20 protein-coding genes are annotated in these 15,156 nt (G+C 59.1%); 10 read left to right on the top strand and 10 right to left on the bottom strand.

Translation table 11 applies throughout. The features are described 5' to 3' along the window. Position 1: 1 nt before the first annotated feature. The 9 genes from hisD to QZR14_RS09785 all read right to left on the bottom strand — a co-directional run bounded on the left by hisD (position 2) and on the right by QZR14_RS09785 (position 6,912). Positions 2-1,339, bottom strand: a complete 1,338-nt coding sequence (hisD, locus tag QZR14_RS09825; protein WP_250607639.1) for a histidinol dehydrogenase — start codon at positions 1,337-1,339, stop codon at positions 2-4. Positions 1,340-1,464: 125 nt separating this feature from the next. Further along, complete coding sequence (gene hisG, locus QZR14_RS09820) at positions 1,465-2,100, bottom strand: ATP phosphoribosyltransferase (protein WP_007912384.1); 636 nt, start codon at positions 2,098-2,100, stop codon at positions 1,465-1,467. Positions 2,101-2,227: 127 nt separating this feature from the next. Then, the gene (gene murA, locus QZR14_RS09815; RefSeq protein ID WP_007912385.1) at positions 2,228-3,493 is read right to left on the bottom strand and encodes a UDP-N-acetylglucosamine 1-carboxyvinyltransferase; all 1,266 of its coding nucleotides are present in this window, start codon (positions 3,491-3,493) and stop codon (positions 2,228-2,230) included. A gap of 22 nt (positions 3,494-3,515) precedes the next feature. Continuing rightward, the gene (locus tag QZR14_RS09810) at positions 3,516-3,755 is read right to left on the bottom strand and encodes a BolA family protein (RefSeq protein ID WP_007912386.1); all 240 of its coding nucleotides are present in this window, start codon (positions 3,753-3,755) and stop codon (positions 3,516-3,518) included. A gap of 116 nt (positions 3,756-3,871) precedes the next feature. Next, positions 3,872-4,177 (bottom strand): STAS domain-containing protein, encoded by a 306-nt coding sequence (locus tag QZR14_RS09805; protein WP_250607637.1) that lies wholly within the window; start codon positions 4,175-4,177, stop codon positions 3,872-3,874. Continuing rightward, entirely contained in the window at positions 4,174-4,827 is a 654-nt protein-coding gene (locus QZR14_RS09800) for an MlaC/ttg2D family ABC transporter substrate-binding protein (RefSeq protein ID WP_311996441.1), read from the bottom strand. The genes QZR14_RS09805 and QZR14_RS09800 overlap by 4 nt, the downstream gene beginning before the upstream one ends. 11 nt (positions 4,828-4,838) lie before the next feature. Beyond that, the gene (gene mlaD / locus QZR14_RS09795; RefSeq protein ID WP_007912400.1) at positions 4,839-5,306 is read right to left on the bottom strand and encodes an outer membrane lipid asymmetry maintenance protein MlaD; all 468 of its coding nucleotides are present in this window, start codon (positions 5,304-5,306) and stop codon (positions 4,839-4,841) included. Beyond that, the gene (gene mlaE / locus QZR14_RS09790; protein ID WP_003221704.1) at positions 5,306-6,103 is read right to left on the bottom strand and encodes a lipid asymmetry maintenance ABC transporter permease subunit MlaE; all 798 of its coding nucleotides are present in this window, start codon (positions 6,101-6,103) and stop codon (positions 5,306-5,308) included. The genes mlaD and mlaE overlap by 1 nt, the downstream gene beginning before the upstream one ends. Next, positions 6,103-6,912 carry an ATP-binding cassette domain-containing protein gene (locus QZR14_RS09785; protein WP_311996440.1) on the bottom strand — a complete coding sequence of 270 codons (810 nt, stop codon included), beginning with the start codon at positions 6,910-6,912 and terminating at the stop codon, positions 6,103-6,105. The genes mlaE and QZR14_RS09785 overlap by 1 nt, the downstream gene beginning before the upstream one ends. 275 nt (positions 6,913-7,187) lie before the next feature. Between QZR14_RS09785 and QZR14_RS09780 the strand changes: the two genes are divergently transcribed. The 10 genes from QZR14_RS09780 to QZR14_RS09735 all read left to right on the top strand — a co-directional run bounded on the left by QZR14_RS09780 (position 7,188) and on the right by QZR14_RS09735 (position 14,214). Beyond that, positions 7,188-8,162, top strand: a complete 975-nt coding sequence (locus QZR14_RS09780; RefSeq protein WP_007912405.1) for a KpsF/GutQ family sugar-phosphate isomerase — start codon at positions 7,188-7,190, stop codon at positions 8,160-8,162. Further along, positions 8,162-8,686, top strand: a complete 525-nt coding sequence (locus tag QZR14_RS09775) for a KdsC family phosphatase (RefSeq protein ID WP_141127747.1) — start codon at positions 8,162-8,164, stop codon at positions 8,684-8,686. The genes QZR14_RS09780 and QZR14_RS09775 overlap by 1 nt, the downstream gene beginning before the upstream one ends. Before the next feature lie 8 nt (positions 8,687-8,694). Continuing rightward, the gene (lptC, locus tag QZR14_RS09770) at positions 8,695-9,267 is read left to right on the top strand and encodes an LPS export ABC transporter periplasmic protein LptC (RefSeq protein ID WP_250607631.1); all 573 of its coding nucleotides are present in this window, start codon (positions 8,695-8,697) and stop codon (positions 9,265-9,267) included. After that, on the top strand, positions 9,254-9,799 hold the full coding sequence (gene lptA, locus QZR14_RS09765) for a lipopolysaccharide transport periplasmic protein LptA (RefSeq protein WP_007912414.1): 546 nt from the start codon (positions 9,254-9,256) through the stop codon (positions 9,797-9,799). Before lptC ends, lptA begins: the two co-directional genes overlap by 14 nt. Further along, the gene (lptB, locus tag QZR14_RS09760) at positions 9,799-10,524 is read left to right on the top strand and encodes an LPS export ABC transporter ATP-binding protein (RefSeq protein WP_008085069.1); all 726 of its coding nucleotides are present in this window, start codon (positions 9,799-9,801) and stop codon (positions 10,522-10,524) included. The genes lptA and lptB overlap by 1 nt, the downstream gene beginning before the upstream one ends. Positions 10,525-10,711: 187 nt before the next feature. Then, positions 10,712-12,205: an RNA polymerase factor sigma-54 gene (locus tag QZR14_RS09755; RefSeq protein WP_186624822.1), complete on the top strand. Its 1,494-nt coding sequence runs from the start codon at positions 10,712-10,714 to the stop codon at positions 12,203-12,205. A 73-nt stretch (positions 12,206-12,278) separates the two neighbouring features. After that, the gene (hpf, locus tag QZR14_RS09750; protein WP_250607627.1) at positions 12,279-12,587 is read left to right on the top strand and encodes a ribosome hibernation-promoting factor, HPF/YfiA family; all 309 of its coding nucleotides are present in this window, start codon (positions 12,279-12,281) and stop codon (positions 12,585-12,587) included. An 11-nt stretch (positions 12,588-12,598) separates the two neighbouring features. Then, positions 12,599-13,063 (top strand): PTS IIA-like nitrogen regulatory protein PtsN, encoded by a 465-nt coding sequence (gene ptsN, locus QZR14_RS09745; RefSeq protein WP_123451686.1) that lies wholly within the window; start codon positions 12,599-12,601, stop codon positions 13,061-13,063. Between the two features lie 2 nt (positions 13,064-13,065). Next, positions 13,066-13,923 (top strand): RNase adapter RapZ, encoded by an 858-nt coding sequence (gene rapZ, locus QZR14_RS09740; protein ID WP_250607625.1) that lies wholly within the window; start codon positions 13,066-13,068, stop codon positions 13,921-13,923. A gap of 15 nt (positions 13,924-13,938) precedes the next feature. Beyond that, positions 13,939-14,214, top strand: coding sequence for an HPr family phosphocarrier protein (locus tag QZR14_RS09735; RefSeq protein ID WP_250607623.1), 276 nt, complete (start codon positions 13,939-13,941; stop codon positions 14,212-14,214). 38 nt (positions 14,215-14,252) lie between these two features. Here the strand turns inward: QZR14_RS09735 and QZR14_RS09730 are convergent, their stop codons facing one another. Beyond that, positions 14,253-15,146, bottom strand: a complete 894-nt coding sequence (locus tag QZR14_RS09730) for a ZIP family metal transporter (RefSeq protein ID WP_250607621.1) — start codon at positions 15,144-15,146, stop codon at positions 14,253-14,255. Positions 15,147-15,156 lie beyond the last annotated feature (10 nt).

The following is a 15,156-nucleotide window of genomic DNA, read 5'->3' as shown; positions in this document are numbered from 1 at the left end:
CTCAGTTCCCCTGCCCTTTTAGAAAGTCTTCGTCTTTGATGCGGTATTCGGCGCTGCGCGCGTGGGCGCTCAGCGATTCGCCACGGGCCAGCACGGATGCCGTTTTACCCAGCTCGGAAGCCCCGGCCTCGGAGCAGAAGATGATCGACGAGCGTTTCTGGAAGTCGTACACGCCCAGCGGCGAGGAGAACCGTGCGGTGCCGGAGGTCGGCAGCACGTGGTTCGGGCCTGCGCAGTAATCGCCCAGCGCCTCGGAAGTGTGGCGGCCCATGAAGATCGCGCCAGCGTGGCGGATCTGCGGCAGCCAGGCTTGCGGGTCAGCGACCGACAGCTCCAAGTGTTCCGGGGCAATACGGTTGGCGACTTCGATCGCTTGCGCCATGTCGCGCACGTGGATCAGTGCACCACGGCCATTGATCGAGGTTTCAATGATGGTCGCGCGGTCCATGGTCGGCAGCAGCTTGTCGATGCTCGCGGCGACCTTGTCGAGGAACTCGGCGTCCGGGCTGACCAGAATCGCCTGCGCGTCTTCGTCGTGCTCGGCTTGCGAGAACAGGTCCATGGCAATCCAGTCCGGATCGGTCTGGCCGTCGCACACCACAAGGATTTCCGAAGGGCCGGCGATCATGTCGATACCGACCTGACCGAACACGTGGCGTTTGGCGGTGGCGACATAGATATTGCCCGGGCCAACCACTTTGTCGACCTGCGGCACGCTTTCGGTGCCATAAGCCAACGCGGCGACCGCTTGCGCGCCACCGATGGTGAACACCCGGTCGACGCCAGCGATGCACGCGGCCGCCAGCACCAGTTCGTTGATTTCACCGCGCGGGGTCGGCACGACCATGACCACTTCGGTCACACCAGCGACCTTGGCCGGAATCGCGTTCATCAGCACCGACGACGGATACGACGCCTTGCCACCCGGTACGTAGAGCCCCGCGCGATCCAGCGGCGTGACCTTCTGGCCGAGCACGGTGCCGTCGGCTTCGGTGTAGCTCCAGGAGTCCTGTTTCTGTTTTTCGTGGTAGCTGCGTACACGAGCTGCGGCTTTTTCCAACGCTTCGCGCTGCTCCACGGTAATGCGGGTCAGGGCCAGTTCCAGACGCTCGCGCGGCAGGATCAGGTCGGCCATCGAGGCGACTTCGAGGCCGTCGAACTTCTGGGTGAACTCGACCAGCGCCGCGTCACCGCGCTCGCGTACAGCCTTGATGATGTCCAGCACGCGCTGATTGACCGAGTCGTCAGACACACTTTCCCAGCTCAGCAGATGATCCAGATGATGCGCGAAATCCGGGTCAGCAGCGTTGAGTCGGCGAATTGCAGTCGGTGCGGTCATAGCGAGAGCCTCATAGGAATGGCAAAAACTCAGGCGCCCTAACTTAGCAGTCGTTTCCGCTTGGGCACCTGAGATTCTGGCTATGAGGCGGATAGACGGGCGCGACTCAGCGTCGCGCAGGTGAATCAGCCGCGGTGTCGCGATTCCACTGCGTTGCGCAGGGTATCGATCAACGCCTGGATTCGGGCGTGTTGCATTTTCATCGAAGCTTTATTGACCACCAGACGCGAGCTGATCGTGGCGATCAGTTCCTGGGGTTCCAGGCCATTGGCGCGCAGGGTGTTGCCGGTGTCGACCACGTCGATGATCTTGTCGGCCAGACCGATCAGCGGCGCCAGTTCCATCGAGCCGTACAGCTTGATGATATCGACCTGACGGCCCTGCTCGGCGTAGTAACGCTTGGCGACGTTGACGAACTTGGTCGCCACGCGCAGACGGCCTTTTGGCTCCGGCGCGCCGATTTTGCCGGCAGTCATCAGCTTGCACTGGGCAATCTGCAGATCCAGAGGCTCGTAGAGACCCTGGCCGGTGTATTCCATCAACACGTCTTTACCGGCAACGCCGAGGTCAGCCGCGCCATGCTCGACGTAAGTCGGCACATCGGTGGCGCGCACGATCAGCAGACGAACGTCGTCCTGGGTCGTGGGAATGATCAGCTTGCGGCTCTTGTCCGGATTCTCGGTCGGCACAATGCCCGCTTCGGCGAGAAGCGGCAGGGTGTCGTCAAGGATGCGGCCCTTGGACAGTGCGATGGTCAACATGGGAAACGTCAGTCCTTATCAAGGTACTCATGTCCGGTCGCAATCGGCGCCGGACACACATCGAGGCGGAAACCGGCTCGACTCAAAACGAATTCAACGGACACGTCCCTGTGTCCCGATGCAGCAATCAGCCCGGAACGCGACGGATCTTGGCGCCCAGCATCTGCAGTTTTTCTTCGATGCACTCGTAACCACGGTCGATGTGGTAGATGCGGTCGATCAGCGTATCGCCTTCGGCAACCAGTGCCGAGATCACCAGGCTTGCCGAAGCACGCAGGTCGGTCGCCATCACTGGCGCGCCCTTGAGGACTTCAGTACCGGTGACGATGGCAGTGTTGCCTTCGACCTGGATCTTGGCGCCCATGCGGTGCAGTTCGTACACGTGCATGAAACGGTTTTCGAAGATCGTCTCGATCACGGCACCAGTGCCTTCGGCAATGGCGTTGAGCGAGATGAACTGGGCCTGCATGTCAGTCGGGAAAGCCGGGTACGGCGCGGTGCGCACGTTGACCGCTTTCGGACGCTTGCCGTGCATGTTCAGCTCGATCCAGTCTTCACCACAGGTGATTTCTGCGCCGGCTTCACGGAGTTTTTCCAGAACGGCTTCAAGGATGGTCGGATCAGTGTCCTTGACCTTGACGCGGCCGCCGGTCACGGCAGCGGCAACCAGGTAGGTGCCGGTTTCGATGCGGTCAGGCATGACCTTATAGAAAGCCGAACCCAGACGCTCGACGCCATCAATGGTGATGGTGTCGGTACCAGCGCCGGAAACCTTGGCGCCCATGGCGTTGAGGAAGTTCGCCAGGTCAACCACTTCAGGTTCACGGGCGGCGTTCTGCAACACGCTGCGACCCTTGGCCAGAGCAGCGGCCATCATGATGTTCTCGGTACCGGTTACGCTGACGGTATCGAAGAAGAAGTGCGCACCGCGCAAGCCACCTTCAGGCGCCTTGGCCTTGATGTAGCCGCCTTCGACGTCGATGACTGCGCCCATGGCTTCGAGGCCACGGATGTGCAGGTCGACCGGACGCGAACCGATCGCGCAACCGCCAGGCAGTGCAACTTCGGCTTCACCGAAACGAGCAACCATCGGGCCCAGTACCAGAATCGACGCACGCATGGTTTTCACCAATTCGTACGGCGCGATCAGGGTCTTGATGGTGCGCGGGTCGATTTCGACGCTGAGTTTCTCGTCGATCACCGGCTCGATGCCCATGCGCCCGAACAGCTCGATCATGGTGGTGATGTCGTGCAGGTGCGGCAGGTTGCCAACGGTCACCGGGCCATCGCACAGCAGCGTGGCAGCCAGGATCGGCAGGGCAGAGTTCTTTGCCCCGGAAATACGGATCTCGCCATCAAGACGAGCGCCACCGGTAATAATCAATTTATCCATAAGAATCTCGACGCCCTTAGGCTCAGGTGCGCTCGGCCCAGGCCGCGCTGCTGAAAAATTTCATAGTGACCGCATGGATGCTGCCATCGGTGATCCATGGGTTCAAATGGGCATAGATCTGCTGCTGACGCTTCACCGGGCTCAACGCCGCCAGTTCATCGCTAATCACGTTCAGCTGGAAATTGCAGCCTTCGCCTTCAACTTCTACCAACGTTCCGGGCAGCTTTCCTTCAAGGAAGCTCTTCACTTCTACGGCCTGCATGCTCAACCTCAATCGGCGCCCTGTGCGCACGGGTCGGACATCATACAAAAAAGCCCCGCGCCTGCGAACCCCGCATTGGCAGGACTCTGACGGGGGGCTTCTTTATTGATGCGGGTTCAGGGTTGCGCCAACAGTTCGGTCAGTTCACTGACCTGAGCAATTTCGCGCATGTCTTCGGGCATCGCGCGGATGCTGACAGCCTTGCCGGCCGCGTTGGCATCGCGCATGAAGCACAGCAGCAACGACAAACCGACGCTGCTGGACTTCTTCACCGCCGAGCAGTCAATCACCAGCGAAGATGCCTTGCTCGATTTGATCAGCGCCTGGCCTTCCTTGCGCAGGTCGGCGCCGGTGCGGTAATCCAGCACTCCGCTGAGCAAAAGCTCGTCGACATCACTCATACGAACTGCGGCCTCATTCATTGCGCTGGCTTCTCGGCAGCTTTGTCCGTGGACTCTTTGGCCTTGGCGACTTCACCGGCCCAATTGTTGATGGTCTTGTCCAGGTCGTTGCCATTGCGCTGCATCGCGTCAGCGAACTGATCGCGGAACAACTTGCCGATGTTGATGCCGTTGATGATCACATTGCGCAGTTTCCACTCGCCACTGATCTTCTCCAGCGTGTACTGCACCGGATAGATCGCGCCGTTGCTACCCTTGACGGTCATGTTGACGCTGGTGCGATCGCCCGATTCGTCCCTGGCAGGATCAACACTGATGCCCTGGTTGTTGTACTCGAGCAAGGCGTTGCCGTAGAACTGGAACAGGCCCTTCTTGAAGTTTTCTTCGAAGGTCTTCATCTGCGCCGGCGTGGCCTTGCGCGAATACTTGACCGTCATGATGCTTTTGGAAATGCCTTCAGCGTCCACCACCGGACCGACGATGGTATCCAACGCCGTGTAGAAACCCTGCGGATCCTGCTTGTACTTCTCTTTGTTGGCAGCCAGGTCGGCAAGCATCCGGTTAGTAGTGTCCTGAACCAGATCATGCGCGGATTGCCCAGGCGCAGCGTTAGCCATCAGAGGCAAGGCCGCGAGCAACACCAACAGGCCACGTCGCAAGGTAGAGATCATTCAAAAGCTCCTCATTTGGCATCTTTGCTAACGGTATTGAGCAGGAATTTACCGATCAGGTCTTCCAGTACCAGTGACGACTGCGTGTCGTGGATGGTTCCGCCATCCTTCAGCGGTTTGTCTTCCCCGCCGACGCTGATACCGATGTACTTCTCGCCCAGCAGACCAGCGGTCAGGATAGACGCAGTGGAGTCGGTCGGCAGATTGTCGACCTTTTTATCCACTTGCAGCGTGACCCGACCGGTGAAGCTGTCGCGATCCAGATCGATCGCCGTGACCTTACCGATGGTCACACCGGCCATGGTCACTTTGGCTCTGACCGTCAAACCGGCGATATTGTCAAAGTAGGCATACAGTTTATAGGTGTCGGTGGTCGATGTCGGAGACAGACCACTGACCCGCAAAGCAAGCAGCAACAAGGCCAGGATCCCTGCCAGCAGGAACAGGCCGACACCGATTTCCAGGGTGCGGTTTTGCATCAGAAATCTCCAAACATCAAAGCAGTCAGAATAAAGTCCAGACCCAGTACCGCCAGCGAGGCGAATACCACGGTCTTGGTGGTGGCGCGACTGATGCCCTCGGAAGTGGGCTCACAGTCATAGCCTTGGAATACGGCAATCCAGGTCACTACAAAGGCAAAAACAATACTTTTGATCACGCCATTGAGCACGTCACTGGTGAAATTCACGCTGTTCTGCATGTTCGCCCAATAAGAGCCTTCATACACACCCAGCCAGTCGACAGCCACCCACGAACCACCCCAGATGCCCACCACACTGAAAATCATCGCCAGCACCGGCAGGGAAATGAAGCCGGCCCACAGGCGCGGGGCAATGATGTACTTGAGCGGATCGACACCGATCATTTCCAGGCTGGAAAGCTGCTCAGTGGACTTCATGTTGCCGATCTCGGCGGTCAGTGCCGAACCGGCACGACCGGCGAACAACAGCGCCGTCACCACCGGACCCAGCTCACGCAGCAAGGTCAGCGCCACCATCTGCCCCACCGCCTGTTCCGAACCGTAGCTCGACAGAATGCTGAAGCCTTGCAGCGCCAGCACCATGCCGATGAAGATCCCGGAAACGACGATGATCACCAGCGACATCACGCCGACCGAATGCAACTGTTTGACCAGCAGACCGAAACCGCCACTGATCCCGCCACGCCCCAGCAAGGCATGAAACAGGAACAGCGTCGCACGACCGAACACCGCAACGGCATCGATCGCCGCCTCGCCGAACCGGCGCACGCGTTCTATTAATGAAATTCTGCGCATCAGCGCTTCCCCAGAAGATCTGCGCGGTAATCCGTCGCTGGAAAATGGTACGGCACCGGGCCATCGGGATCGCCGGTCATGAACTGACGGATACGCGGCTCGTCCGAGTTCATCAACTCGTCCGGCGTACCCTGCCCCAGCACCTGACCGTCACCGACCACATAGATGTAGTCGGCGATGCTCGCGGTTTCGGCCAGATCGTGAGAGACCACGATACTGGTGATCCCCAGCGCATCGTTGAGCAGGCGAATCAGGCGGACCAGCACGCCCATGGCGATCGGGTCCTGCCCGACGAACGGTTCGTCGTACATAAGGATCTGCGGATCGAGCGCAATCGCCCGCGCCAGTGCGACGCGGCGCTTCATGCCGCCGGACAGTTCATCCGGCATCAAGTCGATGGCGCCGCGCAGACCGACCGCCTGCAATTTGAGCAGGACGATGTCGCGGATCATTTCTTCCGGCAAATCGGTATGAACACGCAGGGGGAAAGCCACGTTCTCGAATACATCGAGATCGGTGAACAGCGCGCCGCTTTGAAACAGCACACCCATGTGCTTTCGCGCATCGAACAGATCGCTGCGCGAAAGCGCAGGCAGGTTCTGGCCGTTGACCCAGACTTCGCCGCTGGCAGGGCGCAGTTGTGCGCCCATCAATCGCAGCAGCGTGGTCTTGCCACACCCGGAAGGCCCCATGATGCCGGTGACCTTGCCGCGCGGTATGCGAATATCGACGTTATTGAAAATGCTGCGCGCACCGCGCTTGAAGGAGACTCCCTTCAGCTCGACCGCGTAGGCGTTATCGGCACTCATCTAAACTCCTTGCGATGCAGCCTCTCACTCGGACGCCTGTCTTTACTTGAAAAGTACGTACATCCCGGGCAGGCCGAACTGGCGGCGAACTATATCACTGCAAAGGTGAAGCGCCCAAGGCTTGTACCAGTCTGTGTTCGGCGATATGACAGGTGCGCAGGCTCGTTTCCCGGGTTTTGGTAACGAGTAATGACAAAGCACGACGAACTTGCGTGAGGCTTTGCAACATAACCGCTATAATCGCCGCCTTTTCATCGGGCTATACGATTTCTGACATGAGCCAATCCAGCGACCTGATTCAATCGGCACAACGCACCATCCAACTCGAAGTGGAGGCCGTACAAGGCTTGTTGCCCCATATCGATGCCGATTTCGTACGCGCTTGCGAGATGATTCTGGCCAGTAAAGGCCGTGTAGTCGTGGTCGGCATGGGCAAGTCCGGGCACATCGGCAACAAGATTGCCGCCACCCTGGCCAGCACCGGTACTCCTGCTTTCTTTGTCCACCCGGCCGAAGCCAGCCATGGCGACATGGGCATGATCACTCGTGACGATGTGATCCTCGCTCTGTCGAACTCCGGCTCGACCAATGAAATCGTAACCCTGCTGCCGCTGATCAAACGCCTGGGCATCCAGTTGATCAGCGTCACCGGCAACCCGCAATCGCCGCTGGCCAAGGCTGCCGAGGTCAATCTCAATGTTCACGTCGAGCATGAAGCCTGCCCGCTGAACCTGGCGCCGACGTCCTCGACCACCGCTGCGCTGGTCATGGGTGACGCGCTGGCCGTCGCCTTGCTGGAAGCACGCGGCTTCACCGCCGAAGATTTCGCTTTCTCGCACCCGGGTGGCGCCCTCGGCCGTCGCCTGCTGCTGAAAGTGGAAAACGTCATGCACGCTGGGCAGGAGTTGCCGCAAGTCCAGCGCGGCACGCTGCTCAAGGACGCATTGATGGAAATGACCCGTAAAGGTCTGGGCATGACCGTCATCCTCGAAACTGACGGTAAACTGGCCGGGATCTTCACTGACGGCGACTTGCGTCGCACACTGGATCGCAGCATCGACATTCGCAGCGCCACCATCGACCAGGTAATGACGGCCCACGGCAAGACCGCACGGCCCGAGATGCTGGCCGCCGAAGCCCTGAAAATCATGGAAGATCACCGAATCAACGCACTGGTCGTCGTAGACGAAGAAGATCGCCCGGTCGGCGCCTTCAACCTCTCCGATCTGCTGCGCGCAGGAGTCATGTAATGAACAACGATCTGCTGCAACGCGGCAAAGCGATCAAACTGGCGGTTTTCGACGTCGACGGTGTCCTCACTGACGGGCGTCTGTACTTCCTTGAAGACGGCAGCGAATTCAAGACCTTCAACACGCTCGACGGCCAAGGTATCAAAATGCTGATGAATGCCGGCGTGCAGACCGCTATCATCAGCGGTCGCAAGACCCCGGTGGTCGAGCGTCGCGCGAAAAACCTGGGGATTCCCCACCTGTTTCAGGGCCGTGAAGACAAACTGGTCGTTCTCGACGGCCTGCTTGAGCAACTGGGTCTAAGTTATGAAGAGGTCGCCTATCTCGGTGACGACCTGCCCGACCTTCCGGTAATCCGCCGGGTGGGCCTGGGCATGGCCGTGGCCAACGCTGCCGATTTCGTCCGCGAGCACGCCCATGGCGTCACCCGCGCCCGTGGTGGCGAAGGTGCCGCCCGCGAATTCTGCGAATTGATACTGCGCGCCCAGGGCCGCCTCGATGCGGCCAACGCCGCGTACCTGTGAGCCAAACCATGTTCAGCAAAAAATTTCGCAACTTCCTGCTGTTCGGCTGCATCGCCGCTATATTTGCCGCGGTGGGCTACTGGAACATCAGCCCGGAACGTTTCCTCGACAAGCCGCCCGTCTCGACCGCCGAGAATCCGATCGACTGGTACGCGACCAACACACACACCATTCAGTACTTGCCCGATGGCAAGGTGCAGTACGAGATGACTTCCGACAAGGCCGAGCACGTCAAGGCCACCGATATCACTCTGGTCACCAAGCCGGATCTGAACATGTATCGCGGCACTGACTTCCCATGGCACGTGACCAGCGAGCGTGGCGAAGTGAACTCGGGCGGCACCGAAGTCGAACTGATCGACTCGGTACGCGTACAGCGCACCGATGAGAAAAACCGCGGCACCCTGATCACCAGCACCCGCATGACCGTGTTCCCGCAGCAAGAATATGCGCAGACCGAGCAACCCGTTAGAATCGAGGGCGCTGGCGGTGTATCGACTGGCGTCGGAATGAAAGCGTACCTGAAGGAAAGCAGGATACACCTGCAATCGAACGTAAGAGGACAGTATGAGGCTCGTTAAAACCCTCCCTATTTTGCTCAGTCTGGGCGCAGCACTGGGAAGCGTGAGCGCCTGGGCTCTGCCGAACGATCAGCAGCAACCTATCCGCATTCAGGCCGACGACGCCCAACTGGACGACAAGAACGGCATCGCAACCTATAAAGGTGATGTGATCATTACCCAGGGCTCGATGATCGTTAAAGGCAACACGGTGACCATCACTCGCACCCCGGCCGGTGATATCGACGTCGTGACGTCGGTGGGCAATCTCGCCTATTTCGAGCAACTGCAAACTCAAGGTGACGCCAAGCCCGTGCAGGGCTGGGGCGTGACGATTCAGTACCACGCCGCGCAAAACCGCGTTGTGCTGATCGACAAGGCCAAGGTTGTCGACAAGGACAACAACACGACTCAGGGCGAGAAAATCGTCTATGACACCGTGAAGAAACTGGCCAGCGCCGGTCGCGCTACCGGCAGCAAGGTCACCGAGGCGCGTCCGCGCATCGACATGGTGATCCAGCCGAAGAAGAAAACCGACGAGAAAACCCAGTAATGGCAACTCTGAAAGCTCAGCACCTGGCCAAGGCCTATAAAAGCCGCCAGGTCGTGCGTGACGTCAGCCTGTCGATCGACAGCGGCCAGATCGTTGGCCTGCTCGGTCCCAACGGTGCCGGCAAGACTACGTGCTTCTACATGATCGTCGGCCTGGTACAGGCCGATCAGGGCCGCGTACTGATCGATGATCTGGACGTCAGCCATCAGCCGATGCACGGTCGTGCAAAGGCTGGCATCGGCTATTTGCCGCAAGAAGCGTCGATCTTCCGCAAACTGTCGGTGGCCGACAACATCATGGCCATCCTCGAGACCCGTCAGGAGCTCGACAAGGCCGGCCGTCGCAAGGAGCTGGAAAGCCTGCTGCAGGAATTCCACATCAGCCACATTCGCGACAACCTTGGCATGAGCCTGTCCGGTGGTGAACGCCGCCGCGTGGAAATCGCTCGCGCGCTGGCAACTGCACCGAAATTCATCCTGCTCGACGAACCGTTCGCCGGTGTCGACCCGATCTCGGTCGGCGACATCAAGCAGATCATCCACCACCTCAAGGCCAAGGGTATCGGTGTGTTGATCACCGACCACAACGTCCGTGAGACGCTGGATATCTGCGAAACCGCTTACATCGTCAACGATGGTCAACTGATCGCTGAAGGCGACGCAGAAACCATCCTGGCCAACGATCTGGTCAAGGAAGTGTATCTGGGCCACGAGTTCCGCCTGTAAGCGCAACAGTGCCCGGTGCGCCGCCGGGGCGCTGTATCGATTCAAGCAGGATTTAATACGCTTTAATTGTTACAGCGCTCTAGGCAAACACTTCAGTTTCAGGCATATAATTTGCTTAAGTTTGGCGCTTCGGCGCCCTGTAGTGGATGGCGCATAGCGCCGGCGAATAAGGTGTTAAGCCCCTGCCATGAAACCATCGCTAGTCTTGAGAATGGGCCAGCAGCTGACGATGACACCGCAGCTGCAACAGGCCATCCGCCTGCTCCAATTGTCGACCCTGGATCTGCAACAGGAAATCCAGGAGGCGCTGGAATCCAATCCGATGCTCGAACGCCAGGAAGAAGGCGACGACTTCGACAATTCCGACCCAATGGCCGACAACGCCGAACAGAAGCCCAACACCGAGATCCAGGAACCCTCGTATCAGGAAACCGCGCCGACGGTGGACAACCTCGAGGAAGGTGACTGGAGCGAACGTATCCCCAACGAACTGCCAGTCGATACCGCGTGGGAAGACGTCTACCAGACCAGCGCCAGCAGCCTGCCGAGCAGCGATGACGACGAGTGGGACTTCACCACCCGCACCTCGGCCGGCGAGAGCCTGCAAAGCCACCTGCTGTGGCAACTGAACCTCGCACCGATGTCCGACACCGATCGCCTGATCGCCGTCACCCTGATCGATTGCATCAACAATCAGGGCTATCTGGATGAAACCCTCGAAGAGATTCTCGAGGCGTTCGATCCGGAACTGGACATCGAACTCGACGAAATCGAAGCCGTTCTGCACCGTATCCAGCAGTTCGAACCGGCCGGCATTGGTGCGCGCAACCTTAGTGAATGCCTGTTGCTGCAATTGCGTCAGTTACCCGCCAAGACGCCTTGGCTGGCTGAAGCGAAACGTTTGGTCAGCGATTACATCGACCTGCTCGGCAGCCGCGACTACAGCCAGTTGATGCGCCGGATGAAGCTCAAGGAAGACGAGCTGCGCCAGGTCATCGAACTGGTACAAAGCCTCAATCCGCGCCCGGGCTCGCAAATCGAGTCCACCGAAGCCGAATACGTTGTCCCCGACGTTATCGTGCGCAAGGACAACGAGCGCTGGCTGGTCGAACTCAATCAGGAATCGGTGCCGCGTCTGCGCGTCAACGCCCAGTACGCCGGTTTCGTCCGCCGTGCCGACACCAGCGCCGACAACACCTTCATGCGCAATCAGTTGCAGGAAGCCCGCTGGTTCATCAAGAGCCTGCAAAGCCGCAACGAAACCCTGATGAAAGTAGCCACCCAGATCGTCGAGCATCAGCGCGGTTTTCTGGAATACGGCGACGAAGCCATGAAACCGTTGGTCCTGCACGACATCGCTGAAGCGGTCGGCATGCACGAATCGACGATTTCCCGGGTGACTACGCAGAAATTCATGCATACCCCGCGCGGTATTTATGAACTGAAATACTTTTTCTCCAGCCACGTCAGTACCTCCGAAGGCGGCGAATGCTCGTCCACGGCGATCCGCGCGATCATCAAAAAACTGGTTGCCGCGGAAAATCAGAAAAAGCCGTTGAGTGACAGCAAGATCGCTGGTTTACTGGAGGCACAAGGCATTCAGGTGGCTCGCCGCACCGTCGCCAAGTACCGCGAATCCCTCGGGATCGCGCCTTCGAGCGAACGCAAGCGGTTGATGTAAGCCACGTTACAGCGTTCCAGTGGCAGGCTATCCAGCCTGCCGCTTTATGCACTGGCAACGAAGGAGAAGCTGTATGCAAGTCAACATCAGTGGACACCAACTGGAAGTGACCCAACCTCTGCGCGCCTATATCGAGGAAAAACTCCAACGACTGGAGCGCCATTTCGACAAGATCACCAACGTGCAGGTCACGATGTGCGTCGAAAAGCTGAAGCAGAAAATCGAAGCCACCTTGCATATACCCGGCAGCGAAGTGGTCGCCAACGCGGAACATACCGATATGTACGCGGCGATCGACGCCTTGACCGACAAGCTGGATAAACAACTCAAAAAGCATAAGGAAAAGACCCAGAGCCTGCTCCAGGGCGCGACCGGTCGATAACCCCCCACCCCATGATCCGACTTGAAAGTATCCTGACCCCCGGCCGTTCCCTCGTGAACGTGCCGGGCGGCAGCAAAAAGAAAGCCCTCGAACAAATTGCCAACCTGATCGCCCGAGAAGTGCCGGATCTGGAGATGCAAGATGTCTTCGAGGCGTTGATTGCCCGTGAAAAACTCGGTTCTACCGGTTTTGGTAACGGCATCGCCATCCCCCATTGCCGCCTCAAGGGTTGCACAGCACCGATCAGTGCGCTGATGCACCTTGACGCTCCAATTGATTTCGACGCCATTGACGGCGCACCGGTTGACCTCCTGTTCGTCCTGCTGGTCCCGGAGGCTGCCACCGATGCGCATCTGGAGTTGCTGCGTCAGATCGCCAGCATGCTTGATCGCAAGGAAGTGCGCGAAAAACTGCGCAGCGCACCGAGTAGCGAAGCCTTGTATCAGGTCGTCCTGAGCGAGCAGAACGGGCATTAATCATGCGTTTGATCATCGTCAGTGGCCGCTCCGGCTCGGGTAAAAGCACAGCTCTGGATGTTCTTGAGGACAACGGCTATTACTGCATCGACAACCTGCCCGCAGGCCTGCTGCCGGAACTGGCCGAACGCGCGCTGATTCACACCGAACTGGCGCAACCGCTGGTAGCCGTATCGATTGATGCACGCAACCTGCCGAGCCACCTTTCTCGTTTCCCCGAACTGCTTGAAGATGTCCGAAGCAAGCACATCCAGTGCGACGTCCTGTATCTGGATGCCGACGAGGAAACCCTGCTCAAGCGTTTTTCTGAAACGCGCCGTCGCCATCCCCTGAGCAACGCCAATCGCTCGCTGGCCGAGGCGATCCAGGATGAAACCGCCCTGCTCGGCCCGATTGCCGACCTCGCTGACCTGAAGATCAACACCACCAACCTGAACCTGTACCAGTTGCGCGACTCGATCAAGCTGCGTCTGCTGAACCAGCCGGAGCCTGGTACGGCTTTCCTGGTCGAGTCATTCGGCTTCAAGCGCGGCATGCCTGTGGATGCGGATCTGGTATTCGATGTGCGCTGCCTGCCCAATCCGTACTGGAAGCCGGAACTGCGCGCGCAATCAGGTCTCGATGCGCCGGTGGCCGAATACCTTGCAGCACAGCCGGAAGTCGAAGAAATGTTTCAGGACATCTTCACCTACCTGCAAAAGTGGCTGCCGCGCTTCGCCGCGAGCAACCGCGCCTACGTCACCATTGCCATTGGCTGCACCGGCGGGCATCACCGTTCCGTCTACCTGACCGAACGTCTGGGTCAGGCCCTGCAGAAAACCCTGAAGAACGTCCAGGTTCGCCACCGCGACCTCACTTAAAGGATTCACTCCGCGATGCCTGCTCGTGAAATCGAAATCATCAACAAATTAGGTCTACATGCCCGGGCATCGGCTAAATTTGTCGGCGTGGCCGGCAAGTTTCCGGAGACGATGATAAGAGTCGGTCGAACGCCCGAAACAGCAGTGGACGGTAAAAGCATCATGGCGATGATGATGCTTGCGGCCGGCAAGGGCACCAAAATCCATTTGAGCACCGAAGGTGAACAGGCCGAAGAGGCAATGGATGCCTTGGTGGCGCTGATCAACAACTACTTCGACGAAGGCGGTTGATCCGCCACTGAGGGAGCTTGCTCCCTCCTTACCTTCATTCAGCCCAGCGCCGTATCCATCACCATCATCAAACAAAACCCGATCAACAAGCCAAGACTGGCCAGCTTGTCATGACCATGGCGTCGCGACTCGGGTATCACTTCGTGGGTCACCACCAGCAACATCGCCCCCGCCGCCAATGCCAGACCTAACGGCAACAACACCTGCGCCAGACTCACAAGCCACGCACACAACAGCGCAAACACCGGCTCGACCAGACCTGACGCCGCACCAATCAGGAACGCCCTGACCCGCGACATTCCCGCCCCAGCCAGTACCAAGGCAATCACCAGTCCTTCCGGCACATCCTGCAGAGCGATGCCCATGGCCAGACTGTCCGCATCCGGCATGCCGCCGCCAGCGGAAACGCCAACGGCCATGCCTTCCGGGATGTTATGGGCAATGATGGCGAACACGAACAGCCAGATCCGTGGCGGAATCACCGGATGCTCGACAGTGCCGACGAGCATTTCCGCAGAAGCGCCGGACACCTTGCGATCAACCAGATACAGCCCGAACGCACCGAGCATGATGCCGAAGCAGATCAGGCCGCTGGCGCCCCACGGGGTCAGTCCGAGGCTTTCGGCGGCGGCAATGCCCGGCACGATCAACGAAAAAGCGGTCGCCGCCAGCATCACCCCGGCACCAAAACCCAGCAAGGTATCACTGAGTGTCTGCGGCATCCGCCGAATCACCAGCACCGGGACAGCGCCAAGCGCCGTGCCGAGGGCGCAGATCGCGCCGCCCTGCAACGCCCGCAACAGCCTTGGCTCCAGATCCAGCCATTGCAGTGCGTGACCGACCAGCAAGGTCATGCCCGCCAACAGCAACAGCGATCCCACCGCGTAACGAAACATACGCCCACTTCCGATCGCCAGTGTTTCAGTGCCCATAGTCAGCCCT

It is taken from the genome of Pseudomonas sp. rhizo66, from assembly GCF_031931925.1.
GTDB lineage: Bacteria > Pseudomonadota > Gammaproteobacteria > Pseudomonadales > Pseudomonadaceae > Aquipseudomonas.
This window is presented reverse-complemented; position numbering and strand designations above follow the sequence as displayed.

What these genes read in the sequence shown, in the direction of transcription:
- QZR14_RS09780 (WP_007912405.1), top strand. Translation starts at nt 7,188, where the DNA reads ATGAGCCAATCCAGCGACCTGATTCAATCGGCACAACGCACCATCCAA.
- lptA (WP_007912414.1), top strand. Translation starts at nt 9,254, where the DNA reads ATGAGGCTCGTTAAAACCCTCCCTATTTTGCTCAGTCTGGGCGCAGCA.
- rapZ (WP_250607625.1), top strand. Translation starts at nt 13,066, where the DNA reads ATGCGTTTGATCATCGTCAGTGGCCGCTCCGGCTCGGGTAAAAGCACA.
- hpf (WP_250607627.1), top strand. Translation starts at nt 12,279, where the DNA reads ATGCAAGTCAACATCAGTGGACACCAACTGGAAGTGACCCAACCTCTG.
- mlaD (WP_007912400.1), bottom strand. Translation starts at nt 5,306, where the DNA reads ATGCAAAACCGCACCCTGGAAATCGGTGTCGGCCTGTTCCTGCTGGCA.
- ptsN (WP_123451686.1), top strand. Translation starts at nt 12,599, where the DNA reads ATGATCCGACTTGAAAGTATCCTGACCCCCGGCCGTTCCCTCGTGAAC.
- QZR14_RS09800 (WP_311996441.1), bottom strand. Translation starts at nt 4,827, where the DNA reads ATGATCTCTACCTTGCGACGTGGCCTGTTGGTGTTGCTCGCGGCCTTG.
- lptB (WP_008085069.1), top strand. Translation starts at nt 9,799, where the DNA reads ATGGCAACTCTGAAAGCTCAGCACCTGGCCAAGGCCTATAAAAGCCGC.
- QZR14_RS09735 (WP_250607623.1), top strand. Translation starts at nt 13,939, where the DNA reads ATGCCTGCTCGTGAAATCGAAATCATCAACAAATTAGGTCTACATGCC.
- QZR14_RS09805 (WP_250607637.1), bottom strand. Translation starts at nt 4,177, where the DNA reads ATGAATGAGGCCGCAGTTCGTATGAGTGATGTCGACGAGCTTTTGCTC.
- hisG (WP_007912384.1), bottom strand. Translation starts at nt 2,100, where the DNA reads ATGTTGACCATCGCACTGTCCAAGGGCCGCATCCTTGACGACACCCTG.
- QZR14_RS09775 (WP_141127747.1), top strand. Translation starts at nt 8,162, where the DNA reads ATGAACAACGATCTGCTGCAACGCGGCAAAGCGATCAAACTGGCGGTT.
- hisD (WP_250607639.1), bottom strand. Translation starts at nt 1,339, where the DNA reads ATGACCGCACCGACTGCAATTCGCCGACTCAACGCTGCTGACCCGGAT.
- QZR14_RS09785 (WP_311996440.1), bottom strand. Translation starts at nt 6,912, where the DNA reads ATGAGTGCCGATAACGCCTACGCGGTCGAGCTGAAGGGAGTCTCCTTC.
- mlaE (WP_003221704.1), bottom strand. Translation starts at nt 6,103, where the DNA reads ATGCGCAGAATTTCATTAATAGAACGCGTGCGCCGGTTCGGCGAGGCG.
- QZR14_RS09730 (WP_250607621.1), bottom strand. Translation starts at nt 15,146, where the DNA reads ATGGGCACTGAAACACTGGCGATCGGAAGTGGGCGTATGTTTCGTTAC.
- QZR14_RS09755 (WP_186624822.1), top strand. Translation starts at nt 10,712, where the DNA reads ATGAAACCATCGCTAGTCTTGAGAATGGGCCAGCAGCTGACGATGACA.
- lptC (WP_250607631.1), top strand. Translation starts at nt 8,695, where the DNA reads ATGTTCAGCAAAAAATTTCGCAACTTCCTGCTGTTCGGCTGCATCGCC.
- murA (WP_007912385.1), bottom strand. Translation starts at nt 3,493, where the DNA reads ATGGATAAATTGATTATTACCGGTGGCGCTCGTCTTGATGGCGAGATC.
- QZR14_RS09810 (WP_007912386.1), bottom strand. Translation starts at nt 3,755, where the DNA reads ATGCAGGCCGTAGAAGTGAAGAGCTTCCTTGAAGGAAAGCTGCCCGGA.